This is a genomic window from Parvularcula oceani (assembly GCF_000733125.1).
Lineage (GTDB): Bacteria > Pseudomonadota > Alphaproteobacteria > Caulobacterales > Parvularculaceae > Parvularcula > Parvularcula oceani.
In genome coordinates this window covers 1-19,263 of record NZ_JPHU01000018.1, presented here as the reverse complement: position 1 = coordinate 19,263, position 19,263 = coordinate 1, and the positions used below count along the sequence as shown (strand labels likewise).

20 protein-coding genes and 1 pseudogene are annotated in these 19,263 nt (G+C 64.4%); 13 read left to right on the top strand and 8 right to left on the bottom strand.

Going from position 1 to position 19,263, the window contains the following annotated elements:
* Positions 1–11: 11 nt before the first annotated feature.
* Entirely contained in the window at positions 12–1,313 is a 1,302-nt protein-coding gene (locus IE88_RS0114980; protein WP_202900520.1) for an alginate export family protein, read from the top strand.
* 168 nt (positions 1,314–1,481) lie between these two features.
* On the opposite strand, the gene IE88_RS0114975 is transcribed toward IE88_RS0114980, so the two are convergent.
* From IE88_RS0114975 to IE88_RS18990, 8 genes and pseudogenes are all read right to left on the bottom strand, one after another.
* Positions 1,482–1,898: a DUF2958 domain-containing protein gene (locus IE88_RS0114975; RefSeq protein ID WP_051882341.1), complete on the bottom strand. Its 417-nt coding sequence runs from the start codon at positions 1,896–1,898 to the stop codon at positions 1,482–1,484.
* A 58-nt stretch (positions 1,899–1,956) separates the two neighbouring features.
* Positions 1,957–2,286 carry a DUF736 domain-containing protein gene (locus IE88_RS0114970; RefSeq protein ID WP_031556091.1) on the bottom strand — a complete coding sequence of 110 codons (330 nt, stop codon included), beginning with the start codon at positions 2,284–2,286 and terminating at the stop codon, positions 1,957–1,959.
* 725 nt (positions 2,287–3,011) lie between these two features.
* Positions 3,012–4,826 carry a ParB/RepB/Spo0J family partition protein gene (locus IE88_RS0114965; RefSeq protein ID WP_031556088.1) on the bottom strand — a complete coding sequence of 605 codons (1,815 nt, stop codon included), beginning with the start codon at positions 4,824–4,826 and terminating at the stop codon, positions 3,012–3,014.
* A gap of 117 nt (positions 4,827–4,943) precedes the next feature.
* Complete coding sequence (locus tag IE88_RS0114960) at positions 4,944–5,165, bottom strand: hypothetical protein (RefSeq protein WP_031556085.1); 222 nt, start codon at positions 5,163–5,165, stop codon at positions 4,944–4,946.
* Positions 5,162–5,437 carry a hypothetical protein gene (locus tag IE88_RS16800; RefSeq protein ID WP_031556082.1) on the bottom strand — a complete coding sequence of 92 codons (276 nt, stop codon included), beginning with the start codon at positions 5,435–5,437 and terminating at the stop codon, positions 5,162–5,164. The genes IE88_RS0114960 and IE88_RS16800 overlap by 4 nt, the downstream gene beginning before the upstream one ends.
* Positions 5,434–5,805 (bottom strand): hypothetical protein, encoded by a 372-nt coding sequence (locus IE88_RS0114950; RefSeq protein WP_031556079.1) that lies wholly within the window; start codon positions 5,803–5,805, stop codon positions 5,434–5,436. The genes IE88_RS16800 and IE88_RS0114950 overlap by 4 nt, the downstream gene beginning before the upstream one ends.
* Positions 5,802–6,761: pseudogene (locus IE88_RS0114945) on the bottom strand (ArdC family protein); the annotation flags it as partial. The gene IE88_RS0114950 and the pseudogene IE88_RS0114945, both read right to left, overlap by 4 nt.
* Before the next feature lie 610 nt (positions 6,762–7,371).
* Entirely contained in the window at positions 7,372–7,665 is a 294-nt protein-coding gene (locus IE88_RS18990; RefSeq protein ID WP_031556073.1) for a helix-turn-helix domain-containing protein, read from the bottom strand.
* A 40-nt stretch (positions 7,666–7,705) separates the two neighbouring features.
* Here IE88_RS18990 and IE88_RS0114935 point away from each other — a divergent pair, with 40 nt between their 5' ends.
* From IE88_RS0114935 to IE88_RS0114885, 12 genes are all read left to right on the top strand, one after another.
* Positions 7,706–8,461: an 8-oxoguanine DNA glycosylase gene (locus IE88_RS0114935; RefSeq protein ID WP_031556071.1), complete on the top strand. Its 756-nt coding sequence runs from the start codon at positions 7,706–7,708 to the stop codon at positions 8,459–8,461.
* 167 nt (positions 8,462–8,628) lie between these two features.
* Positions 8,629–8,859, top strand: coding sequence for a hypothetical protein (locus IE88_RS0114930; RefSeq protein ID WP_156032643.1), 231 nt, complete (start codon positions 8,629–8,631; stop codon positions 8,857–8,859).
* A 2-nt stretch (positions 8,860–8,861) separates the two neighbouring features.
* Complete coding sequence (locus tag IE88_RS17610; protein ID WP_051882339.1) at positions 8,862–9,629, top strand: carbohydrate kinase family protein; 768 nt, start codon at positions 8,862–8,864, stop codon at positions 9,627–9,629.
* Complete coding sequence (locus tag IE88_RS17605) at positions 9,607–10,089, top strand: nucleoside 2-deoxyribosyltransferase (protein WP_051882338.1); 483 nt, start codon at positions 9,607–9,609, stop codon at positions 10,087–10,089. Before IE88_RS17610 ends, IE88_RS17605 begins: the two co-directional genes overlap by 23 nt.
* A complete protein-coding gene (locus IE88_RS18985; protein WP_081871719.1) occupies positions 10,086–10,691 on the top strand; it encodes a 7-cyano-7-deazaguanine synthase in 606 nt (201 codons plus the stop codon). The genes IE88_RS17605 and IE88_RS18985 overlap by 4 nt, the downstream gene beginning before the upstream one ends.
* Positions 10,692–11,171: 480 nt before the next feature.
* Positions 11,172–11,708, top strand: a complete 537-nt coding sequence (locus IE88_RS0114915; RefSeq protein WP_051882346.1) for a helix-turn-helix domain-containing protein — start codon at positions 11,172–11,174, stop codon at positions 11,706–11,708.
* A gap of 74 nt (positions 11,709–11,782) precedes the next feature.
* Positions 11,783–12,511: a hypothetical protein gene (locus IE88_RS0114910; RefSeq protein ID WP_031556064.1), complete on the top strand. Its 729-nt coding sequence runs from the start codon at positions 11,783–11,785 to the stop codon at positions 12,509–12,511.
* Positions 12,495–14,279 carry an SIR2 family NAD-dependent protein deacylase gene (locus tag IE88_RS0114905; RefSeq protein WP_051882337.1) on the top strand — a complete coding sequence of 595 codons (1,785 nt, stop codon included), beginning with the start codon at positions 12,495–12,497 and terminating at the stop codon, positions 14,277–14,279. Before IE88_RS0114910 ends, IE88_RS0114905 begins: the two co-directional genes overlap by 17 nt.
* Positions 14,276–15,706 (top strand): argonaute/piwi family protein, encoded by a 1,431-nt coding sequence (locus IE88_RS0114900; RefSeq protein ID WP_031556059.1) that lies wholly within the window; start codon positions 14,276–14,278, stop codon positions 15,704–15,706. Before IE88_RS0114905 ends, IE88_RS0114900 begins: the two co-directional genes overlap by 4 nt.
* 150 nt (positions 15,707–15,856) lie before the next feature.
* Positions 15,857–16,924, top strand: a complete 1,068-nt coding sequence (locus IE88_RS0114895; protein ID WP_031556056.1) for a hypothetical protein — start codon at positions 15,857–15,859, stop codon at positions 16,922–16,924.
* 805 nt (positions 16,925–17,729) lie between these two features.
* On the top strand, positions 17,730–18,641 hold the full coding sequence (locus IE88_RS0114890; protein WP_162178364.1) for a glycosyltransferase family 4 protein: 912 nt from the start codon (positions 17,730–17,732) through the stop codon (positions 18,639–18,641).
* A gap of 205 nt (positions 18,642–18,846) precedes the next feature.
* Positions 18,847–19,263, top strand: a 417-nt coding sequence (locus IE88_RS0114885; protein ID WP_031556050.1) for a calcium-binding protein, incomplete at its 3' end; no start/stop codon positions are given.

Below are 19,263 nucleotides of genomic sequence, written 5' to 3'. Positions count from 1 at the left end.
TAACCAGCGATGTGGCCGCACAAGACGGTTCGGGCCTATCCCTGCACCTCGCTGGCGAAGCCAGAGTTCGCTACGAGAGTTTGGACGGCCAGTTTCGCGCCGGCCGCACGGGCAGCGATCAGGCTCTCTTCACGCGGGCGCTCCTTCTTGCCGAGCTGCGACGGAGCGGCTGGGCGGCGGGTGTCGAGCTGCAGGACAGCGAGGCCTTCCTGGACGATGCGGGCACGCCGTTGTCGTCTAGCTACGTCAACCCGATCGACGTGTTGCAGGCCTATGTCCGCTGGCAAGGGGCGACTGGCAACTGGACGACCTCCGCGACCTTCGGACGACAGACGGTCAGCATAGGATCGAAGCGGCAGATCGAGCGCGTGAGCTACGCCAACGTCGTCAAGAACTATAGTGGTGTCCATGTCGTGGCTGAGAGCCCACGTGGTGATCTTGTTCACGTCGTTGGGTTGGTGCCGGTCGGTCGCTTCCCAAGCAACCGCCAAGAGATCGGTGACAACGTGCCGTCCGCGGACGAGGAGCAGTGGCAGCGCCGGATCGGTGGCGTGCACTACCGTCGGGCGAACGCGCTTCCCGTTCTGGCGGATGATGTCTGGCTCGAAGGCTTCGTCTACGCGCTTCATGAGGACGACGCCGCGGACGTGCAGACGCCGAACCGGCGCTACGTCCAGCCGGGTGGGCGCTTGTACCGGGCACCCGCTGCGGGACGCTGGGACGCCGATGTCGAGGGGGCAGCCCGCTTCGGCTCACGGCGCACTTCGAGCGACGCAGAAAATACCCGCGATCTCGACGTGTTCGCGACGATGTTGTTCGCAGCAGTCGGCTACAGCTGGGACGTTCTATGGCAGCCGCGCCTAGCGGCGGAGTGGTACTGGGCAAGCGGTGATGACGACCCGGCTGACGACGAGTTCGGTCAGTATGAACGTCTGTTCGGGGGCCGCCGGACGGACCTGGGCAACACTTCTCTGCACGGCCCCCTCACACCGGCGAACCTCAACGCGCCTGGCGCGCGCCTAGAGGTGAAGCCGACGACGGCGACCGATGCGCGCATCGCCTACTCCGCCGCCTTCTTGGCTTCAGAGACTGACGAGTGGGTCATCGCGGACTTGCGCGATCCGGCAGGACGATCGGGTAGTTTCATTGGGCATGCGTTGGACGGACGAGCGCGTTGGCGCCCCCACGAGGGTGTAGAGATCGAAATGGGTGCCTCGGCTCTCTTTTTCGGCGAGTTCGCCGACCGAGTACCTGGAGCGCCAGAGGGGCAGCGTACGCTGTTCGGCTACGCACAGGTCAGCTGGGTATTTTGACGGTCCACCGCACTATAGGAAGCGAGCAACCAAAGATCGTTTGCGGGCACATTGCTGCCGTTCCGTCCGCGAGGCGGAAAGAATGAGTTCGGTGAGGATCGCTAGTAGCCAGCTGCGTTCGAAGCAGCGGTCGCGCCGCCCACGAGGGGCGGCGCGACCGGTTGGTTTTTACGTCGCGAGGAACGCTTTCAGCGCTTTGCCCTCGCGGCGGGCGCGGGCTTCGAGACCTGCGAAGGCTTGCCGCAGCGTGGCCTCGTCCTCGGTGATGGTCTCAGCGGTGCGCGCGGCCTCGGTGTAGACCTCGAGGCTCCCGAACGGCTCGAAGAAAAGGTCCCGCTCGATGCCGAGACCGAAGGGGCCCTTGATCGCGCGAAGCTCGGACAGCGCGACATAGCCGAGTTCGGGGAAGCCGAGCCCGAGGTCGCAAAGGCCGAAGCCGAGCGCGCCCTCTTCGCAAAGTCCGGTGAGGAGCCAGGTGGCGGCGCCCCAGGGGCAGAAGAGCTTGACGACGGGCAGGTGGTCCTTCCTCTCGTCGGCAAAGTTGGCGGTCATCTGCGTGCGGTGGTCTTGGGTGATGAGTTCCATGATAGTGATCCTCAGCGGGAAGGGGAGGGCGCCCGCCCCTTGGGAGCGGGCGCGGCGCTCAGCCTTCGGGGTTCCAGATGATGGCGTAAGCGTCCGGGTCGTCCTGACCGGCGGCGGGGCCCAAATTCGCGTAGAGCTTGCGGGGGCCGAGTTCCGGCGCGGCGAAGGTCAGCGAGACGTAGTCCTTGCCGGAGTTCTTGCCTGTCCTGTTCCAGCCCGCCCCGATCTCGGTGCGCTCGTCGGTGAAGACGCGGTAGTCGGGCTGGCGCTCCTCGGTCTTCTCCCGGTTGGGGACCAGCTCGATGCCGCAGGCGATGGAGAGGGTCTTGAGCGAGCCCTTGTAGGTGTCCCGCTCGGGGTTGTGGGTGACGTAGCCGATGGCTGCCATGGTGGTTTCTCCTAGTTGTCTCCGGCGGGACCCGTTCCCTGCCGGCAGGGAGCCTCAAGGGCTGCCGAGGGCGCCGCCGCGAACCCGAAGGGCCGCAACGCATGTGGAGGACCGCCGCAGGCGGATGATTTGCCTCGCGAGGAATGGGCGAAGCCCAGGGGAAATCATCCAGCCAAGTGGCGGTTTCGCGCGGGGCCCCGCGCAGCCCAGGCTTCCCGGACCAGACGGCAGGGACGGGTCAGCGCCGCTGGAGGCGGAGGAGGGGAGGAAACGCCATGGCAGCTCTTCGGCAGCCACGGCACCGGAGGAAGTGGGACGGCGAACGTCGCCTGCTCAGGACACCGGCCGTCGGCTATCATGGCGTCGGCGTTCCGCCGACCGGGGTGAGACGATCCGCCAGCCCCGCGCCCGCGTCGTGGTGCGCGGACCGATCGGCGCAGGGGCAGAGTAGGGACAGGACCGAACGAAAAGGCGAGCACGCCCTCGCTGACCTTCGCCGCGCCGGAGTGGGCTCGGTCCTGCGGGGCGCGGACCGAACCGTCAGCCGGTCAGGAGGACCCATCGTCACCGCCATAGCAGGACGAAGGGGCAGAGCACCGCGCCTGCTCGAAGGGCGGTCCATGTCTCAACGTACACGGACCACCGGCGAGGGACGGTCGGCGACACGCGAGGCAGGGTGCGCCGCCGACCGCAAGGGAGAGGGACCGCTATCCCATCTGTGCGCCTCACGCCGCGAGGGCGTCGGCTTCCGCTTCGGGTGCCGGTCCCTGCGCGAAGGCGACGCTCTCGGGCAGCCAGCCGGACGCCTTCGCCCGACGGACCGCCATCGGCACGAGGTCGGCCTTCTTGACGCTCTCGAGCCCGCTCTCCCGGCTGCCCATCTCGCGCAGCACCTCGGCGAGGGCGGGGCGGCTGAGCTTGGCGAAGTAGGCCTCGTCCGGCGTCCAGTGGCGGCGCAGGTCCGCGCCGATCCGCTCGGCGATCAGGCCCGCCGTCTCGCGCGCCCGGTGGTCCGGCGCGTCGCTGCGGTTCTCCGAGACGTCGAGGACGGCAGCGAGCGCCAGGGCCCGCAGATCGCGCCGCTCCTCCTCGCCGAGCGCGGCCACGCTAGCGACGGTCTCGGCGAAGTCGACGCCGACCCGCTCGGCGAAGTGCTCCTGCCGCGCGGCGAGGTCGTGGTTCACGGGCAGCTCCGCCTTCTCGGACGGGGTAAGCCCTGCCAGCGTCAGCGCGATCCCTGCCGGGGTGCCTGCACCGTAGAGACTCTGCGCCAGCGCCGCCGTCAGGAGGATGTCCGCCTCGGCAGGGTTCGCGGCCAGCTCGCGAGCCAAGGCCTGCGTCGCGATCTCGGTGCAGCGCCGGTGCGCCGAATGTGGCACGGACGGCTTCTCGGGTTTCGCCTCCGGTCTCTCCTCGCGGCGGACGAGGCCGCGCATCACCTCGGCTTCGCCGTTGTGTTTGAGGTAGACCACCGCGCCACCTCGTGCCTTGTTCGCGTCGGTGAAGGCCTTATGTGCCGCGTCGATGGCATCGATCCGGGCCTCGATGGTCTCGACCTCTTCCCACTGCGCCTCGGTCAGGTCGTCCGGGTCCCCCTCGTCCTCACCCATCAGGGCGGTCAGGCGATCTGTCAGCCTCTCGCGCTCGGCCTTCGCCTCGCCCTCGGGCTCGCGGCGTTCGGGATGCACCCGGAAGCAGGTCTGGTGCAGCGCGTGGTCGAACTCCGCCATGGCCAGGACCCAGGACCAGCCCTCGGCGCGGACCTCTTCGGCCATCGCCTCAAGCTTCTGCTCGGCGAGCCGGGTGAGCAGCGCCTCGTCCGCGAAGCTGTCGCCCGCCTCGCCGAAGAGGTCGCGCCGGACCTTGCCGCCCGCCGCCTCATAGGCGTCGGTGCCGACGAAGCGGGCACGCTTGTCCGTGGCGGGGACCTCGCCCTCGGTCAGCGCTCGCCGGATGGCGAAGGCGCTGATCTCGAAGCCGTGCGGCTCCAGGACGGCCAGCTGCCGGTCGTGATCGTCGGTCAGCGCGAAGGCTTGCGCCTGCTCCTGGGTGATGGCGTCCCGCGCGAAGGCCTCGAAGACCGGCGGCGCGAGCCGGGCCAGCTTCAAGCGCTTCTCCACCTCGCGCTCTGAGACCGAGTAGGTCTTCGCGATCTCAGGGACGGTCTTCCCGTCCTCCAACAGCCTCGCGAACTGGCGGTACTCCTCGGCGGGGTGGAAGCCGCGATGGGTCAGGCCCGCCGACAGGGAGGCCTGCCGGGCTTGGTCCTTGGTGCCGAGCCGGACGGGGATGCCGTCGCGGCAGCCCTTCGGAAGCCGGTCTTCCTTCGCGAGCTGCTTGAGCGCCAGAAGGCGGCGGCGTCCGTCGTAGACAGCGACTTGCGTCTTGCCTTTCCGGTAGCCGCAGAGGGGCTGCTGCAGGCCCTCATACTCGATGAGGGCGGCGAGCTGATCGATACCCTGATCGGGCTCGGCCTCCGCGCGGGCGTTCTCCTCGGCGATGACGAGGGATCTGAGCGGGTGGGTGGTGAAGTCGCACATGGGGGGTCTCCTTCTTCCGTGCGCTGCGAGAGCGGGCGCGGTGCCTCGGGAGGGAGGACCGGACGGCGAGGCACCGCGCCCCGTCTCGAGCGCGCCGTCCGGTATCTCGTTTGCGGGCTACGGCTCGGGCTCCCGATCCGTCCGCAACAGGTCGATCTGCGCGCGGCCGACCTCGTCGAAGAGTCCAAGGTCGCAAGCGCGCTGCTGGCAATCGGGGTTCCGCTTCGGACGCAGGGGCTGCGCCGCCTGCCAGTCGAGGCGGTCGCGTAGGGTGATGGGCCTGACGCCGGTGACGAGCCGCTGCTCGCCCGCTTCGGTGGTCTCGCTCGCGCGGCTCATCGGAAGAACCGCGCGAGCGGGTAGCGGGAGCGAAGCTCGGCCTTGGCGGCCTCGCGCCTCGCCGCGCGGAAGTAGCCCTCGGGCGCTGCATCCTCGCTGCCCGGCTCCAACGCCTCGTAGCGGTAGAGCGGTGCGCCGATCCCCCAGTAGGTGCCCGTCCGGTCGTAGCCGCCACGATCGATCGGCACGCGCGTGAGGGAGAAGCGCCAGCGTATGTCAGCCGGACCCTCGCGGCTCGGCCGACCGAGCGGCGCACCCACCTTGCCGGTCACGACGCACCGCCTTCGGGGAAGGCGTGCTCGTGGGTCTCGCCGTCGTCGCGGTCATCGACGATGACGAGGACTCGCCCGCCCGACGCGTTCACCGCCTGCACCGTCCCGCCCTCGACGCGGATGACGACGCGCGCGCCGGGGCCTTCCTCGCTGTAACCAAGCAGCACGGGCAGGCTAGCCGAGCCCCACGGGTCAGAGCCGTCGCCTTCTGCGAGGGCATCCACATAGGTGTCGCCGCAGTGGTCGAGGCTACGCCAGCCGTCGCGGTCGTTCGCGAGCTCGCAGGCCTCCTCGGGGCTGTCCACCTCGACGCTGAGGACTTGCGCGTAGTAGCCCGCATAGCCGCACTGCACGGTGTAGAAGGTCATGCCGAGGCCTCCCCGTCGCGCTCGTCCTCGAAGGCCAGGACGAAGTCCGCCGCCTTGGAGGCGAGGCTCGCGGCCTTGAAGATGGCGCGCTTGTCCTCGCGCAGGACCTCGAGCCAAGAGCCGATGTAGTCCGCGTGCCGCACGGTCGGCACGATGCCGAGACGGGCGCACAAGAAAGCGGCGGACATCTCCGCGACAAGCTCCTCGCGGGCGTAGTCCTTGGTGCCGAAACCGGTGGTGAGGTTCCGCGTCAGCCGCGAGCCGTGGCCCGTCCAGTGGCTGAGCTCATGGAAGCAGGTGCGGTAGTAGTTGATCTGCTCCCGGAAGGCCGGTTGGGGCGGCACCTGGATGACGTCCGGACCGGGCGCGTAGTAGGCCCGGTCTCCGCCGATGCGGAAGTCGGCCTTGGTCGCCGCGATCAGCGCCTCGGCGCGCGGCACGATCTCGCGCTCGGGCAGGGGCGGGGCCGACGCCGTCACCTCGTCGGGCAGGCCGCCGATCTGCGAGAGGTTGAAGACGGTGTAGCGCTTGAGGAACCAGACCTCGCGGTCCTCGTCATCGCCGCCGCCGCCCGTCGCGTTCTCGTTCCCACCGTCCTTCGGCGTGAAGCGGTCGGCATAGACCACGTGCGTGCCGCGTTCGCCCTTGCGGACGCAGCCGCCGAGCGACAGCGCCTGCTTGAAGGTGAGGAAGCGCTGGCAGGGGAAGCCCCGCTCGAAGGCCGCGCCCCACAGCAAAAGCACGTTGATCCCGGAATAGGCCCGGCCCGTGGCCGCGTTCTCGGGCAGGGCCACGCCCGGCGCGCCGGTGCCGCCTGGGACCTTCCCCCAAGGCTGCACCCAAGGCAGGCGGCCTTCTTCAAGCTGAGCGATGATCGTGTCGGTCACCTCCTGGTAGAGGTCGACCCGCTTCGCGGCGGTCCTTGCCCTTCCGCCCGGCTTGCGCTTACGGCGTCCGGGCTTCGGCCTCCGGCGTCCGCCGCCCTCGCCACCGCTGGCTACCTCACGCGCACCGCCCCCCGCCCGAAGGGCGGAAGCGTCCTCGCCACCTGTCCTGATCTCTCCATGCTGGGTCAGCATCGTCCTCGCTCCTCTCCGCTCGCATCCTTTCCCCCGCAGGGCGGGGGACGGACACGCGCCGGGGACCGGGGCCAGGAAGACGGCGTGCAAGGACGAACGGAGAGGCGCGAAGACGAGCTGAGACGGGCGTCCCGTTTCGTAGGGGAACGAAGACGCGCTCAGACGACTTGGGTCCGAAACGGGTTGCGGGCCGTCGGGCCGCGGTTACCGGGTCAGAGCGTGCCGGCCCCGACCTGCCGAGGGAAAGGCCCTAACAGAGCCGCGCCGCGACAGCGGCGCGTCCGAACCCGGGCGGAGCCCGGCCCGCGCGAGGGACCGTCACCGCCTGGCGGAGACCGGCAGAGCCGGGCTCCGGTCGCCCAAGCGACTAGGGCCCGGTCCGAAGGACGCGCGCGAGAGTGACGATTGTCGCCCTAGCGCGGACGCAGTCGGCGGCGCACGCTCCCTGACCCGTAGAGAGGCGATCATCCGATCAGAAATGCATATGTTATGCGTTGAGCTCGTGCATGATGCGGGTGATCAACGATCTGAGTTCCGGAGAGTCGGCCACTCTCGTCAGAACTTCCTCACGAGAACGCGCTTGGAGAGACGCGCTCTCGACATAGGCGGCCAGCCGTTGCCGTAGCGCCTCCCTTGGTACGACGCCGCGTTCGGCTCGAGAGAGATTTGACTGCGTCGTTTGCAAGCGCTTGGCGAGTTCCGTCTGGCTTAGGCCGTCACGCCAACGAGCCTGACGAAGCCGCTCGGCGAAGTTCCCTTGCGTCCATTCGCTTGCCTGCATAGCAAATGCATATATTATGCTTTTTGGAAAGGCGATACCTATGTCTTCGACGGCGCTTCAGACAGTCCGACAGACCGAGATGTTCGCGCCGCGCTGGCCGAAGGACGAGGTGTTGCCAGGTGTCCGCTTCGGGCGAGAAGACGAGCTGCTCAGCCCGGCCTACTGGGCAATGCGCTGCGCTACTGCCGATGTATCCTTGATCGATTTCGTCAACCGTCACGGTTCGCTTGCGGAGGAAGTCGGGTTCTGCCTCCTCGGCGGGTACGGGGTAACCTTCGAGGTCGCGACGGCGTTTTTCGACCGGCTAAGGAACGAGGGCGTGTTTGAGACGATAGATGCAGCGCGCGAAGAGCGCATCTTCGCGCTCTTGGACGCGCCGGCTCCCGTCTCGGGCCGTCCGCACCGCTATCGCTTCCCTCGACAGCGGGCGCGGCGCCTGGCGCGAGCCATGAGGGCGTTGAAGGGCATGGATCTCGACGCCGCCTCGCCGCGTGCGTTCCGAGACAAGCTTCAGGGGCTGGAGGGGGTAGGGCCTAAGACCGCGAGCTGGATTACTAGGAACTGGCTCGATGCGGATGACATCGCCATCCTCGACATTCATGTGCTGCGGGCGGGACGGCATATCCGCCTCTTTCCCGCCGATTGCCAATTGCCGAGAGACTACTTGGCTTTGGAGCGTGATTTCCTTAGCTTCGCCGAGAGCTTGCAGGTCCGCGCCGCCGCGCTCGACAGCGTCATGTGGCTGGACATGCGGACCTTCGGCTCGGGGTTTCTGGCCCGAAAAAGGGTTCACTGATCGGAGCCTGCGGGACGACGCGCGGGCGATGGGGAGGCGAGATGGGAGGAAGCGGTTCGAGCGGCGGGTGGTCGCCATCATCGGGCGGCGGAGCATCGACAGGAGGATCTGGCAACGATCCCTGCGACTTGCGCTTCCGAACGGAACTTTTCGCCCCCGTGGCGGGCGTGGCCGACCAGCTGGCCGTCGGTGATCGCCTCTCGATCCAGCTTCATCCTCCCGCCAACCCGACCAGTATCGCAGCCCTTACCGCCACTTCCGGTCAAGTCGCTGGCACCGTGACGGGTGCCAGCGCGATCGGCACTTTGGCGAGCTGTCTTCAGAGCGGAGAAGGCTTCGAGGCCGAAGTGATTACGGTCACGGGTTCGAAGATCACCATCGTCGTCGAACGGATCTAACGATGATCGTTGTCGGCGGATACTACCGCGAAGTCTGTGTGTCGCCGCCGAAGGACGAGCATTTCGGGTCTGGCGGGCGTGCCGCCATCGCCATTGCCATGGCGGGGATCGAGGTCGACTGGCACTACTACTGCCCCGAAGACCTTCAGGGCGCCGCCGGCTTCGGCCTCGGCGGTGATGGTGTGCGGCATCACCAGCACAGTTCAGCCGACCTGATCCGCTTCGAGTACTTCCATCCGCTCTCAGCGCCGATCTTCTCACCGGCGGCTCCCGCGCGTCAGGACGCCATCCGGGTGGAGGGCGACGCGATCCTGCGCTTCGGTCTGATGGAAGGCGACGCCGTCGTAAACGGGGCGAAGGTGGTGTTCGATCCCCAGAGCCCGAACCAACCGGTGTCTTTCCGGGCGAACGGCTCCAAAGCTGACCGCCTCGCGATCGTCCTGAACAACAAGGAGGTTCTGGCGCTCGGGGAGAGCGATGAGGAAGCGCAAGCCGTCAGGAAGGTCATCGAGAGAGAGAAAGCGGAGATCGTTTTAGTCAAGGGCGGCGCTCAAGGGTGCCGTGTCTATATGGATGGCGTGCTGAAGGGTTCGGTACCCCCCTACAGGACGGACCGCGTCTACAAGATCGGTTCCGGAGACGTCTTCAGCGCCGCCTTTACCTATCACTGGGCGCTAGAGGGTCTTGATCCCGTTGAAGCCGCCGACGCGCGCCTCGCGCTGCGTCGCCCGCTATTGCGATCGACGCTTGCCCTCCGTTGTCCTCGATGAGACTACGGCCAATCTGGAGCCGGCAGTTGCGAAGAACCTCGATGCGACGGTCTACATCGCGGGGCCTTTCTTTACGATGGCTGAGCTCTGGCTCGTGGAGGAGGCCTGCACGGCGCTGCACGGCCTCGGGGCGCGCTACTTTTCCCCCTATCATGAGGCCGGTCTTCTCGGCGACTACGAGGACAGCGCTCGGCACCGTGACAGGATCAAGGACGTCGTTGCGAAGGATCTCGATGGGCTGGCTGGCTCCGCTGCCGTGTTCGCCATCCTCGACGGGTGTGACCCGGGTACGCTGTTTGAGATCGGTTGGGCGGTGGAGCGCGGCATCCCCGTCATCGCGCTCTCGCAGAACCCAAAGCCTGCCGACCAGACCATGCTGCTCGGATCAGGAGGTTGCTCGATAAGCGACGACTTCGCGAGCGCCATCTACCGCGCGGCGTGGGCGGCTTGGAAGGGATGAGAACGCTGCTGTTCTCCGGCGGGGTCGAGTCCACCTGCTTGGCATTCAGTCATCGGCCGGACCTCTTGCTAACCTTGGACTACGGTCAAGCGCCCGCGGAGGGCGAGGTGCAGGCGGCGACAGCTCTCGCCGGAAAACTCTCTCTCCGCCATCGCGTCATCAGGGCCCCCCTCGGCCATCTTGGGGCAGGGGAGCTGATCGGTCACCCGTCTGAACATCTTGACCGCTCTCCCGAACACTGGCCACTCCGGAACCAACTTTTGATCACCCTCGCTGCGATGGCTCTTCACGATGAGGGCATTACGGAACTTCTAATTGGGACCGTCTCGACTGACGGTGTTCATCCCGATGGCCGGCCCGCCTTCCTTGCCGCGATGGAAAAGACGGTGGGGACACAGATCCCCCGCTTTCGCCTTACAGCTCCGGCGGTAGAGATGACGACGGAGGAACTGGTTCGTCGATCCCAAGCTCCGATCGATCTCCTGCGATGGACCTTTTCTTGCCATCGCGCGCCGACCGCCTGCGGGCGTTGTCGAGGATGTCAGAAATCGATCGCCCTGTTCGAGCGGCTCAAGAGAGGCAATCAACGAAGTTCTGCATAGAGAGCGGTCTGTGAACTAGCGTGGAGAAGTCACCCCGTAGCGGGGTACCCGGCCCCCGGTTACCGGGTCAGAGCGTGCCGGCCCCCGACCTGCCGAGGGAAAGGCCAAACCGATGCCGCGCCGCGAGAGCGGCGCGTCCGAACCTGGGCGAAGCCCGGCCCACCCCAGGGATTGACGCCGAACGGCGGAGATGGCCCGGCGGCGCAGACGACTGGATGGCTCCGTTCACGAGGGCCCGGCCGCGAAGCGGGGCGGCAGACCTGAACCCCTGGTCAATCTTGACTAGGCTTACTGCCTACTCGTTTATAGGCTTCTAGGGATACTAGGTGAATAGTGCTTCTTTAGCGGACGCTTCCGACCGGGGCGCTGAGGTCACGCATGACCATGGCCCAGTGTCATAGCTGACCAGTGGGTAGCCCTTGAATATTCTAGCCTGGACGAGAATACTCCGCTGAGTTCAGTGCCAAGGGGTGTTTGATCGTGGCCGAGAAAGACAAAACAGATAAGCCTGCGGTCAAGGTCGCAGATACAGACGACAATGTTGTCGCTTTTCCGAAGCCGAAGGCGTCTCGCGCGTCGGAGCGGAAGTGGAGCAAGCCGGTGATGGATATCGGCTTCTGCATCGTGCCGTCGCTCCTGCTTCGGGCGCAGGGACGGTTGGGATTAAATCCAACTCAGCTCGCGGTGCTGCTGCAGCTCTGTGATTTCTGGTGGGATGAGGCGCGTAAGCCTTATCCGAGCAAAGACACGTTGTCGGAACGTTTGGGCATCTCGCCGCGGCAGATCCAGCGCTACATCGCGGAACTCGAAGACGCTGGCCTGGTGAAGCGGATCGAGCGCCACCACGCAGGCCATGGCGGCAAACTCAGCAACATGTACGATTTGTCGGGTTTGGTAGAACGACTAAAGGTGCTGGCTCCTGAGTTCCGTCAGGCGGACGAGGAGGCAAGGGAGGCGCGCAAGGCGGTGATTCGCAAGGCGCATCGCCGACGTCCAAAGAACGTTTCCACGAACTAACTGAATTAGACCAGAAAAAATTTGCCCCGGGCGCATGCTTTCGCAGAGGCGGGTCCGGGACGTACGAGAGATGTATGTCAAAAGACGGCAGACAAGTCAAGACCGACCAGGGGGAAGCCGCAGAGCTAAACGCTTTGCAAGCCGCGATCTCCACCGACCGCCTTGCACCCTATCTGGCGGCCTGCGGCGGCGATCGAAAGATGGCGATGCAGCTGTACCGTTGGAACGTTGCCGTTAGCGCCGGCTTCTACGGGCCGCTCCAGACGGTCGAGGTGACGCTCCGGAACAGCCTCCACAACGCGCTGAGCGATCAATACGGCGTCACTTGGTACGACGCGTTGAGCGGCGACCTCGATACCCGAGCCAACGTGAACATCGATGAATCCAAGCGCGGGCTCCTGAGACAGGGGCACCCTGTCGATCCCCCGCACATGGTGGCCAATCTGTCGTTCGGGTTCTGGGTGGCGCTGCTCGGCGCTGGTGGCAGGCGCGCGAGTCCAAATAGGAAAGCAAACTACGAGATGACGCTATGGCGCCCTGCTCTCAGACACGCTTTTCCTGGGGCTGCAGGGCAGGGCCTGAACCGGAAGAAGGCGCATAGACCTTTTGAGTATATGCGCCTGCTCCGCAACCGGATCGCTCATCATGAGCCCATCCACCGTCGCCGTCTCGACAAAGACTATGACAGTCTCCTCCAAACCCTGACTTGGATGTCGCCAGCAGCACGCCGATGGGTCGAGACCTCGAGCCGCGTACCGGAGCTGCTCGCGACCGATTGGAGGACACATGACATCCGTTTCTGATCAGCAGGCGAACGGAAGAGCCCGCGAGGACGAACTGCTGCTCGACTTGCCATCCTTCCTACGCCTGTTCGAACGGCGTGGGCGCTCGATCATGTGGCTTCTCGGTGCAGGGGCATCCCGGTCTGCGGGCATCAAGACTGGCTGGGATATGATCTGGGATTTCAAGCGATCAATCTTCCGTTCCCAGAAAGGTGTCCGCGAGTCCGCGTTGCCGGACAACAACGACCCACGAACGAGGCGTATCATCCAGCGGTACTTCGACGATCAGGGAAACTATCCGGTGCTCGATGACCCGAGCGAGTACGCGGCTTATTTTGAGGCCGCCTATCACGATGAACGGGACCGGCGACGATACATCGACGAAGCGGTGTCGTCGGCGACCCCGACCCATGGACATAAGGTGCTGGCGGCGCTGATGGAGAAGGCGCTCTGCGACATCGTGTGGACGACGAATTTCGACCGGTTGGTCGAGGATGCGGCGGCGGCGCGTTTCAAGACCACGGGTCGGCTGTCGCACGGCGATCTGAACAATCCATCCACGGTTCTCGACGCGATTTCGGAAAGCAACTGGCCCGTCTACGGGAAGCTTCATGGCGACTTTCAAAGCCGACGCCTCAAGAACACAGCCGAAGAGTTAAGATCGCAAGACCGAACGTTGAGGCGCGCCCTGGTCGATGCCTGCCGGACCCGGGGCCTCGCGTTGATCGGCTATTCCGGTCGCGACGCCTCGGTGATGGAGGCTCTCCGTGAGGCAATCGACGCAGGGGGGCTAAGCCAAGGCCTCTACTGGTTCACCAGGGGTGACGGTGAGGTGTTCGGCCCGGTGACCGAGCTTCTGCATTATGCCCGCCAGAACGACGTCGACGCACGCCTCGTCGAGGCACAGGGATTCGATGAGGCAATGTCGGAGCTGGCGACGTTCTTACCAGCCCTCGAGGGTCTGGCCGACGCATTTCGCCGTGACCGTAAGGGTCGGCGGGCCGCCATGCCGGAAGGAAAGCGCGGGAGAATGCTTCCGGTCGTCAGGACCAATGCGTTTCCGATCACGTCCTACCCGCAAATGGCGAGGCTCATCGACTGCAAGATCGGAGGTGCGCGAGAGGTCCGCGAAGTGCTCGAGGCTTCAGGGCGACCGGGGATCGCGACGCGTATCCGGGACGGGGTCATCGCCTTCGGCAACGATAACGACCTCCGCGCAGCGTTCTCGGGCCGAGACATCGAAGACTGGAGCACACACCCCATTTTGGATAAGCGCCTCGCCAAGGAGACGGGTGAGCGTCGACTTCTCCGCGACGCCTTGTTTGCGGCCCTGTCGGCGACTTCGGGGCTGCCGCTGACCTACCGGCGGGGCGAAACACTGGTTCTGGCCAACCCCAGAGTCGTTCCGTCCGATCGGTTGGTGGGGCTTGGCTATCCTCGCGCCGTGTCCGGTGTCGTCGGGAGCACCGGTATCAACTGGAACGAGGCCTGCAGCCTTCGGCTCGATTTCAAGGGCGGGCGGTTATGGTTGCTTCTCGAGCCGAAGGTACATCTCGAATGGGGAGAGGAGAACACGGCGGCTCAGAGAAACGAAGCCAACGAATTTGTTAGAGAACGAACGGCACGCCGCTACAACGGCCCATCGAACAGTCTTCTCGAAAGCTGGCGAACCATTCTTCTCGGTTCGGCGGACGGGGACGTCTCCCTTTCGGCCGGGTCGTTCGACAAAGGGATCGGTGCGAGTTTTACCATCAGTACGGTGAGCGGCTTTAGTGGGAGGGACGTATGAGCAGTCTGAGAGCGTTCGATCTGCCGGCTCATTTCAAGCTCAAAGAGCCGTCGCTCCGCTTTGGATCGCCGGACGATAGCAACGTAGACACCAACCCGCTGCGAGGTCTCATCCGGCATGGACCCTACAGCAAGACGTGGATCGCTGGTGTCCCCGATCAGATTCGGATCGCCATGATCGGTCAGAAATCGATGATGGACCGCATGCGGGGACTGATCGCCGATTTTGAGACGACCATCCGGCCCCGCGACGGGGCTGCCTACCGGCCGGATTATCCTGGTATGTCGCGGGGCTTTGGCGTCCACCCAGTTGCATCAGGAACGTCCAGCGAAATTGTTCTTCCCGACCGGCTGACGGAGGATGTCCTTCGAGCGGAGAAGCCTTACGTTGTTCTCGCCGACGCTCTTCAGCGCGCCATCACGCAACTCCATGCTACGCGGATGGATTTTGACGTCGTCTTCATCGGTATCGATGCCGTGTGGGAACCAGCCTTCTATGAACGGGTAGAGGAGGATTTCAACCTACATGACTATCTCAAAGCGATCGGTGCCAGCCTCGGTATCAGCGTGCAGCTGATCAGAAGCGACAAAGCACTCGACTACCATTGTCGCGCCAGCGTGATGTGGCGTCTCGCAATCGCTCTGTATACGAAAGCCGGTGGTGTACCCTGGGTCCTCGACGAGATTGCTCCAGATACGGCCTTTATCGGTATCGACTACGCGATGCGGCGCTCCAACGATGACGGTCCGAAGTTCGCCATCGCCTGCGCGCAGGTGTTCGACGCGGAAGGCTCCGGTCTCGAATTTATCGCCTACGAAGCTGACAATGTGCGTGTCTACGGCGACAACCCGTATTTAAGCCACGCGCAGATGTTCAAGATCATTGCCCGCAGTCTGACCATCTACCAACGCAAGCATAATGGTGGACTGCCTAAGCGGGTTCTGGTCCACAAAAACACGGAGTTCCGCGATCAGGAGATCGATGGTTGCCTCGACGCCCTCTCATCTGTCGAGGCCGTCGAACTGGTTCAGGTGCAAGAGGATACAGGTTGGCGCGGTTATCGGGTCGATCGGAAGGGTAAAATCGCAGGGTATCCCGTTGCCCGCGGTACCCTTATGCCGCTCGGCAGTCATGAAGCCTTGCTTTGGAGCCGCGGGGATCTCCCTGAGGTGACCCTGAGGGGAGGGGGCTTCTACAAGGAGGGCAAGGGGATTCCGTCACCCCTCTTGATCACTCGGCACGCAGGACGCGGTGATTTTCAAGATCTCTGCCGCGATACCCTGGGACTGACCAAAATGGACTGGAATAATGACGGTCCCTATGACGGCATGCCCGTGACTCTCAACTATGCCGGACGGCTTGCGCAGATCGTCAAGCGCATGCCCGAGTTGAAGCCGCATCCATATCCGGTTCGTTTATTCATGTGACGCTCTCCAGCATCGATAGGTCAGGGGCTGGCACAGCGAAGCCGCTCCTTCTGAGCCGGATTGGTGATTGCGAAACAGCAACGCAAAGCGTGTTGATGGACATGATACAGCTTATGACCAGTCAGCATCGCGGTGGAGAGTAGCGGCATTATGGCCGATGAAGTCGGGTCACGTGGGGACCTTATCGTCAAGGATGCGGCGTCGGTCCTGAGCGCACTGGCCCGACTCGGCCACCAGACATTCGCCCGTTCTGAGCTCGCCGCAATCGTTGAACCTTTTGCATCTAGGATTGAATACTTTCTCAAGACGGTGGTCTTTCCTATGGCCAACCGGCGCACGAACCTCTACGATTTAGTCGAGCGGCTTTCGAAGCTTAGTATACGATCGTCCAGCATCGATGCGCTTCATGACCTTCGTAGGCTCTACAATGATTCAAAACACGACCCGGATGCGGAGTTGACCTTCAGGCGCTGTGTCGATGTCGTCGAACGGGTCGGACTGGCTCTCGCAGATATTGCCGGCTGTGATATTCCGACGGTCGATGCACCGGCGGCAAAGGATCTCAGATCGCGGATCTTTGTTGGGTTCTGGGATCACTATACCGCCGGTGAAACCGAGGTTGGCTTGTACCTCCCGAGCAATCATTGGCTCGGTACCTTCGGACCGATTAGCACTTTTCATTTTCAGATACCCGTCTGGGATCAGGTGAAACCGCTCCTCGAGGAACATCCGAGCTACGCGAGCGGCAAGGAAGCTTTGGGAGAGACCCTTTGGACGTCGTTTTCGAAGGAGGGAGATTTCCTCTCCGCAGGCGTTTGGGAAGGAGACGTCCGCGAGCTCCTGCAGCTCTTGGCCCCCTTCAATAACGCCACTCTGGAGGAAGCCGTGCTGCCTATGCTGGCACGCAACAACAACAAGCTCTCGGTTGGCCTCGGCATCATTTCGGCAGCAGTAGACGTCGGACGAGGCAAACCGACCCTCGGCGGTCCCGTCCTCCGGTCCGCGATTTCGAACAGGGCAGCATCTGACTATGCCGTTGACATAGAGATGCCCTACGCACGGGAGATGCTAGATCACGTGGCCGCCTTGGTGAGTGAACTTTCCGCCGAGCATCGGTCGGTCCTATCAGGGCCGGCAATTAGGCGCGAGGATCAAAGCGTGGCAGCGGGCAAGCCTCCTATCCACCGGGACCAAACGGCGCTCGTGTGGCTAATGTGACTGAGAATAATCTCATTAGCGATGCGGGCCCCCCGAGCCAGCGCTGAGCAGCCTGCTCAGCACCTCGCCAAAAACGGTATCCGGCCGTTACTTTTATGGCGGGTGCGTGCTCGTGCACCTCACCTACGGGTCCAATAGGTGTGATACAATTTGGATACATTTTGTGATACAAAATGGTTAAGTAAATCTGCAAAGAACTGATATTACAGATATATTTTTAGGGTTCCGAGCGTCTCGACCGCACCAGCCTAAGCTTTCATGGCAATCTTGTCCGCGCCTTTTGGGGCGGGTGCGATCGTTGGTCCTCCCGGCGGCCGAGGCTGTCTCGCTGTCCACCAGGGGTCGCACGCCCTCGGGTGATGTCGCGCTCGCTAACCCGCTTGCTATCCACCCAAATCATCGTAGCTCTGATCCTCCGCGTGAGGGACTTGTGGCTCCGCCTTCTGAACTGTTTTCGATGAGAAATGGCGTGAAAGCAGTTGTGCGGCGGACATGGCGGTCATTGCCGGAACCCTGGCGTCGGCGCCTTCGGCGCCATGGCGAACCTGCGCTCTGGCAAGCCTATGCTCACCTTTTTCTCGCGCGTCCGGCCGCAGCTGCGCCTCCTCTGCCCTCCGCGCCGCTTGTGGTCGCAGGGCTCTTCAGTACCGCCAACGGAATAGGGGAGGCGGCGCGTTCGACATGGCGCGCTCTGACCGAGGCCGGCCTCTCTCCGCTCGCCGTCGATCTCTCTCCCTTCTTCGCGCCGATGGATCTTCGCAGCGAGATACCGCTGCATTCGATGCCTGCGAATGAGAGAGGGACGTTGATCCTGCAGGTCAATGCGCCTGAAGTGCTGCCCTCCCTGCATCATCTGGGAATGGGCCGGGAGCGGTCGTGGTACACGGTCGGATATTGGGCCTGGGAACTGCCGGCCTTCCCCCGCGGGTGGGAGCATGCGCTGCCATTCGTGTCCGACGTCTGGGCCGTGAGCGACTTCACGTCTGCGGCCCTTGCGCTGGGGGGGCGCGGCCGGCGTCCTCACACCATTCCACACGCTGTCCGCATTCCCCCCGGCACAGCCCCAGACCGCGCCCGCTTTGCGCTGCCTCCCGATAGCGTGATCTTCCTGACGATGGCAGATACGCGATCATCCTTGGCCCGGAAAAATCCCGAGGCGGTCATCTCCGCCTTTACCGCAGCCTTCGGCGATGACGAGAGGCAGTTGCTGATCGTCAAGACCCGTGGTCTCGCTGCCGATCCCGAGGCGCGGGCGAGCCTCGTCGGTGCGGCAGGTGGCGCGCCCAATATACGGATCATGGATGAGTCATTGTCGGAGGGCGACCGCTGGCGTCTCATCCTGTCCTGCGACGTCATGGTATCCCTTCATCGTTCCGAGGGTTTCGGCCTGCCCTTGGCCGAAGCGATGGCGGCGGGGCGGGCGGTCCTGGCAACGGGCTGGTCGGGAAACCTCGACTTCATGAGCGCGTGCAACTCGGTTCTGGTCGGATGCACGCTTCGTCCTGTCATGGACGCATACGGCGTCTACGCTTTGCCCGGTGCTCAGTGGGCGGAGCCGGATGTCCGCTCCGCATCATCGCAGATGGTGCGACTGGTCCGTGAGCCGAACCTGCGCCGCCGCCTCGGTCTGCAGGCCCGCAAAGATCTCGCCGAGTTCGCCTCGGCCGGGCGGGTTGGGCGCCTGATGAAGGAGCGCCTCGAAGACAGCATGGGGTAACGAGCGGCTGGCTAGATGCCACGCTGCGGGGCTCGCCCCGCAATGGCACTGCTCGGCTGAATACATTGAAGGTTTTCAGTGCCTGTGATAGCCGTCTGGATTGCTGGCGACCGCTACCCGGTTCCCCGAGGGCGTGTCCTAGATCAAGGTGGGCCTGGCTTTGTGTGCAGGTGTTCGAGGTTGGAAACGGAGTTAGGAGTCGGCAATGGCGAATGATGATAGTCTGAGCGGCGGAGCGGGTAATGACCGGATCATCGGCGGAGGGGGGAACGACACTCTCTCCGGCGGTATCGGCAACGATACTCTGGATGGCGGCACCGGCAATGACAGCCTCATGGGCGATGACGGGAACGACTTCCTCATAGGCGGCCCCGGCGCGGACGTGATCGATGGCGGCGCAGGCTTCGATATCCTGTCCTTCTACAATGCCGGCAGCGGCGTGCGGGTCGATCTTGGCCGGGGCACGGGATCGGCGGGAGACGCGAACGGCGACCGGTATTCGAATATCGAGCAGGTCAACGGTTCGGATTTTGCGGACGTCCTGATCGGCGGCGCGGCGTCGGAAACGCTGTTCGGCGATGACGGGAACGACTTCCTCGTGGGCGGTGCCGGCGCGGACGTG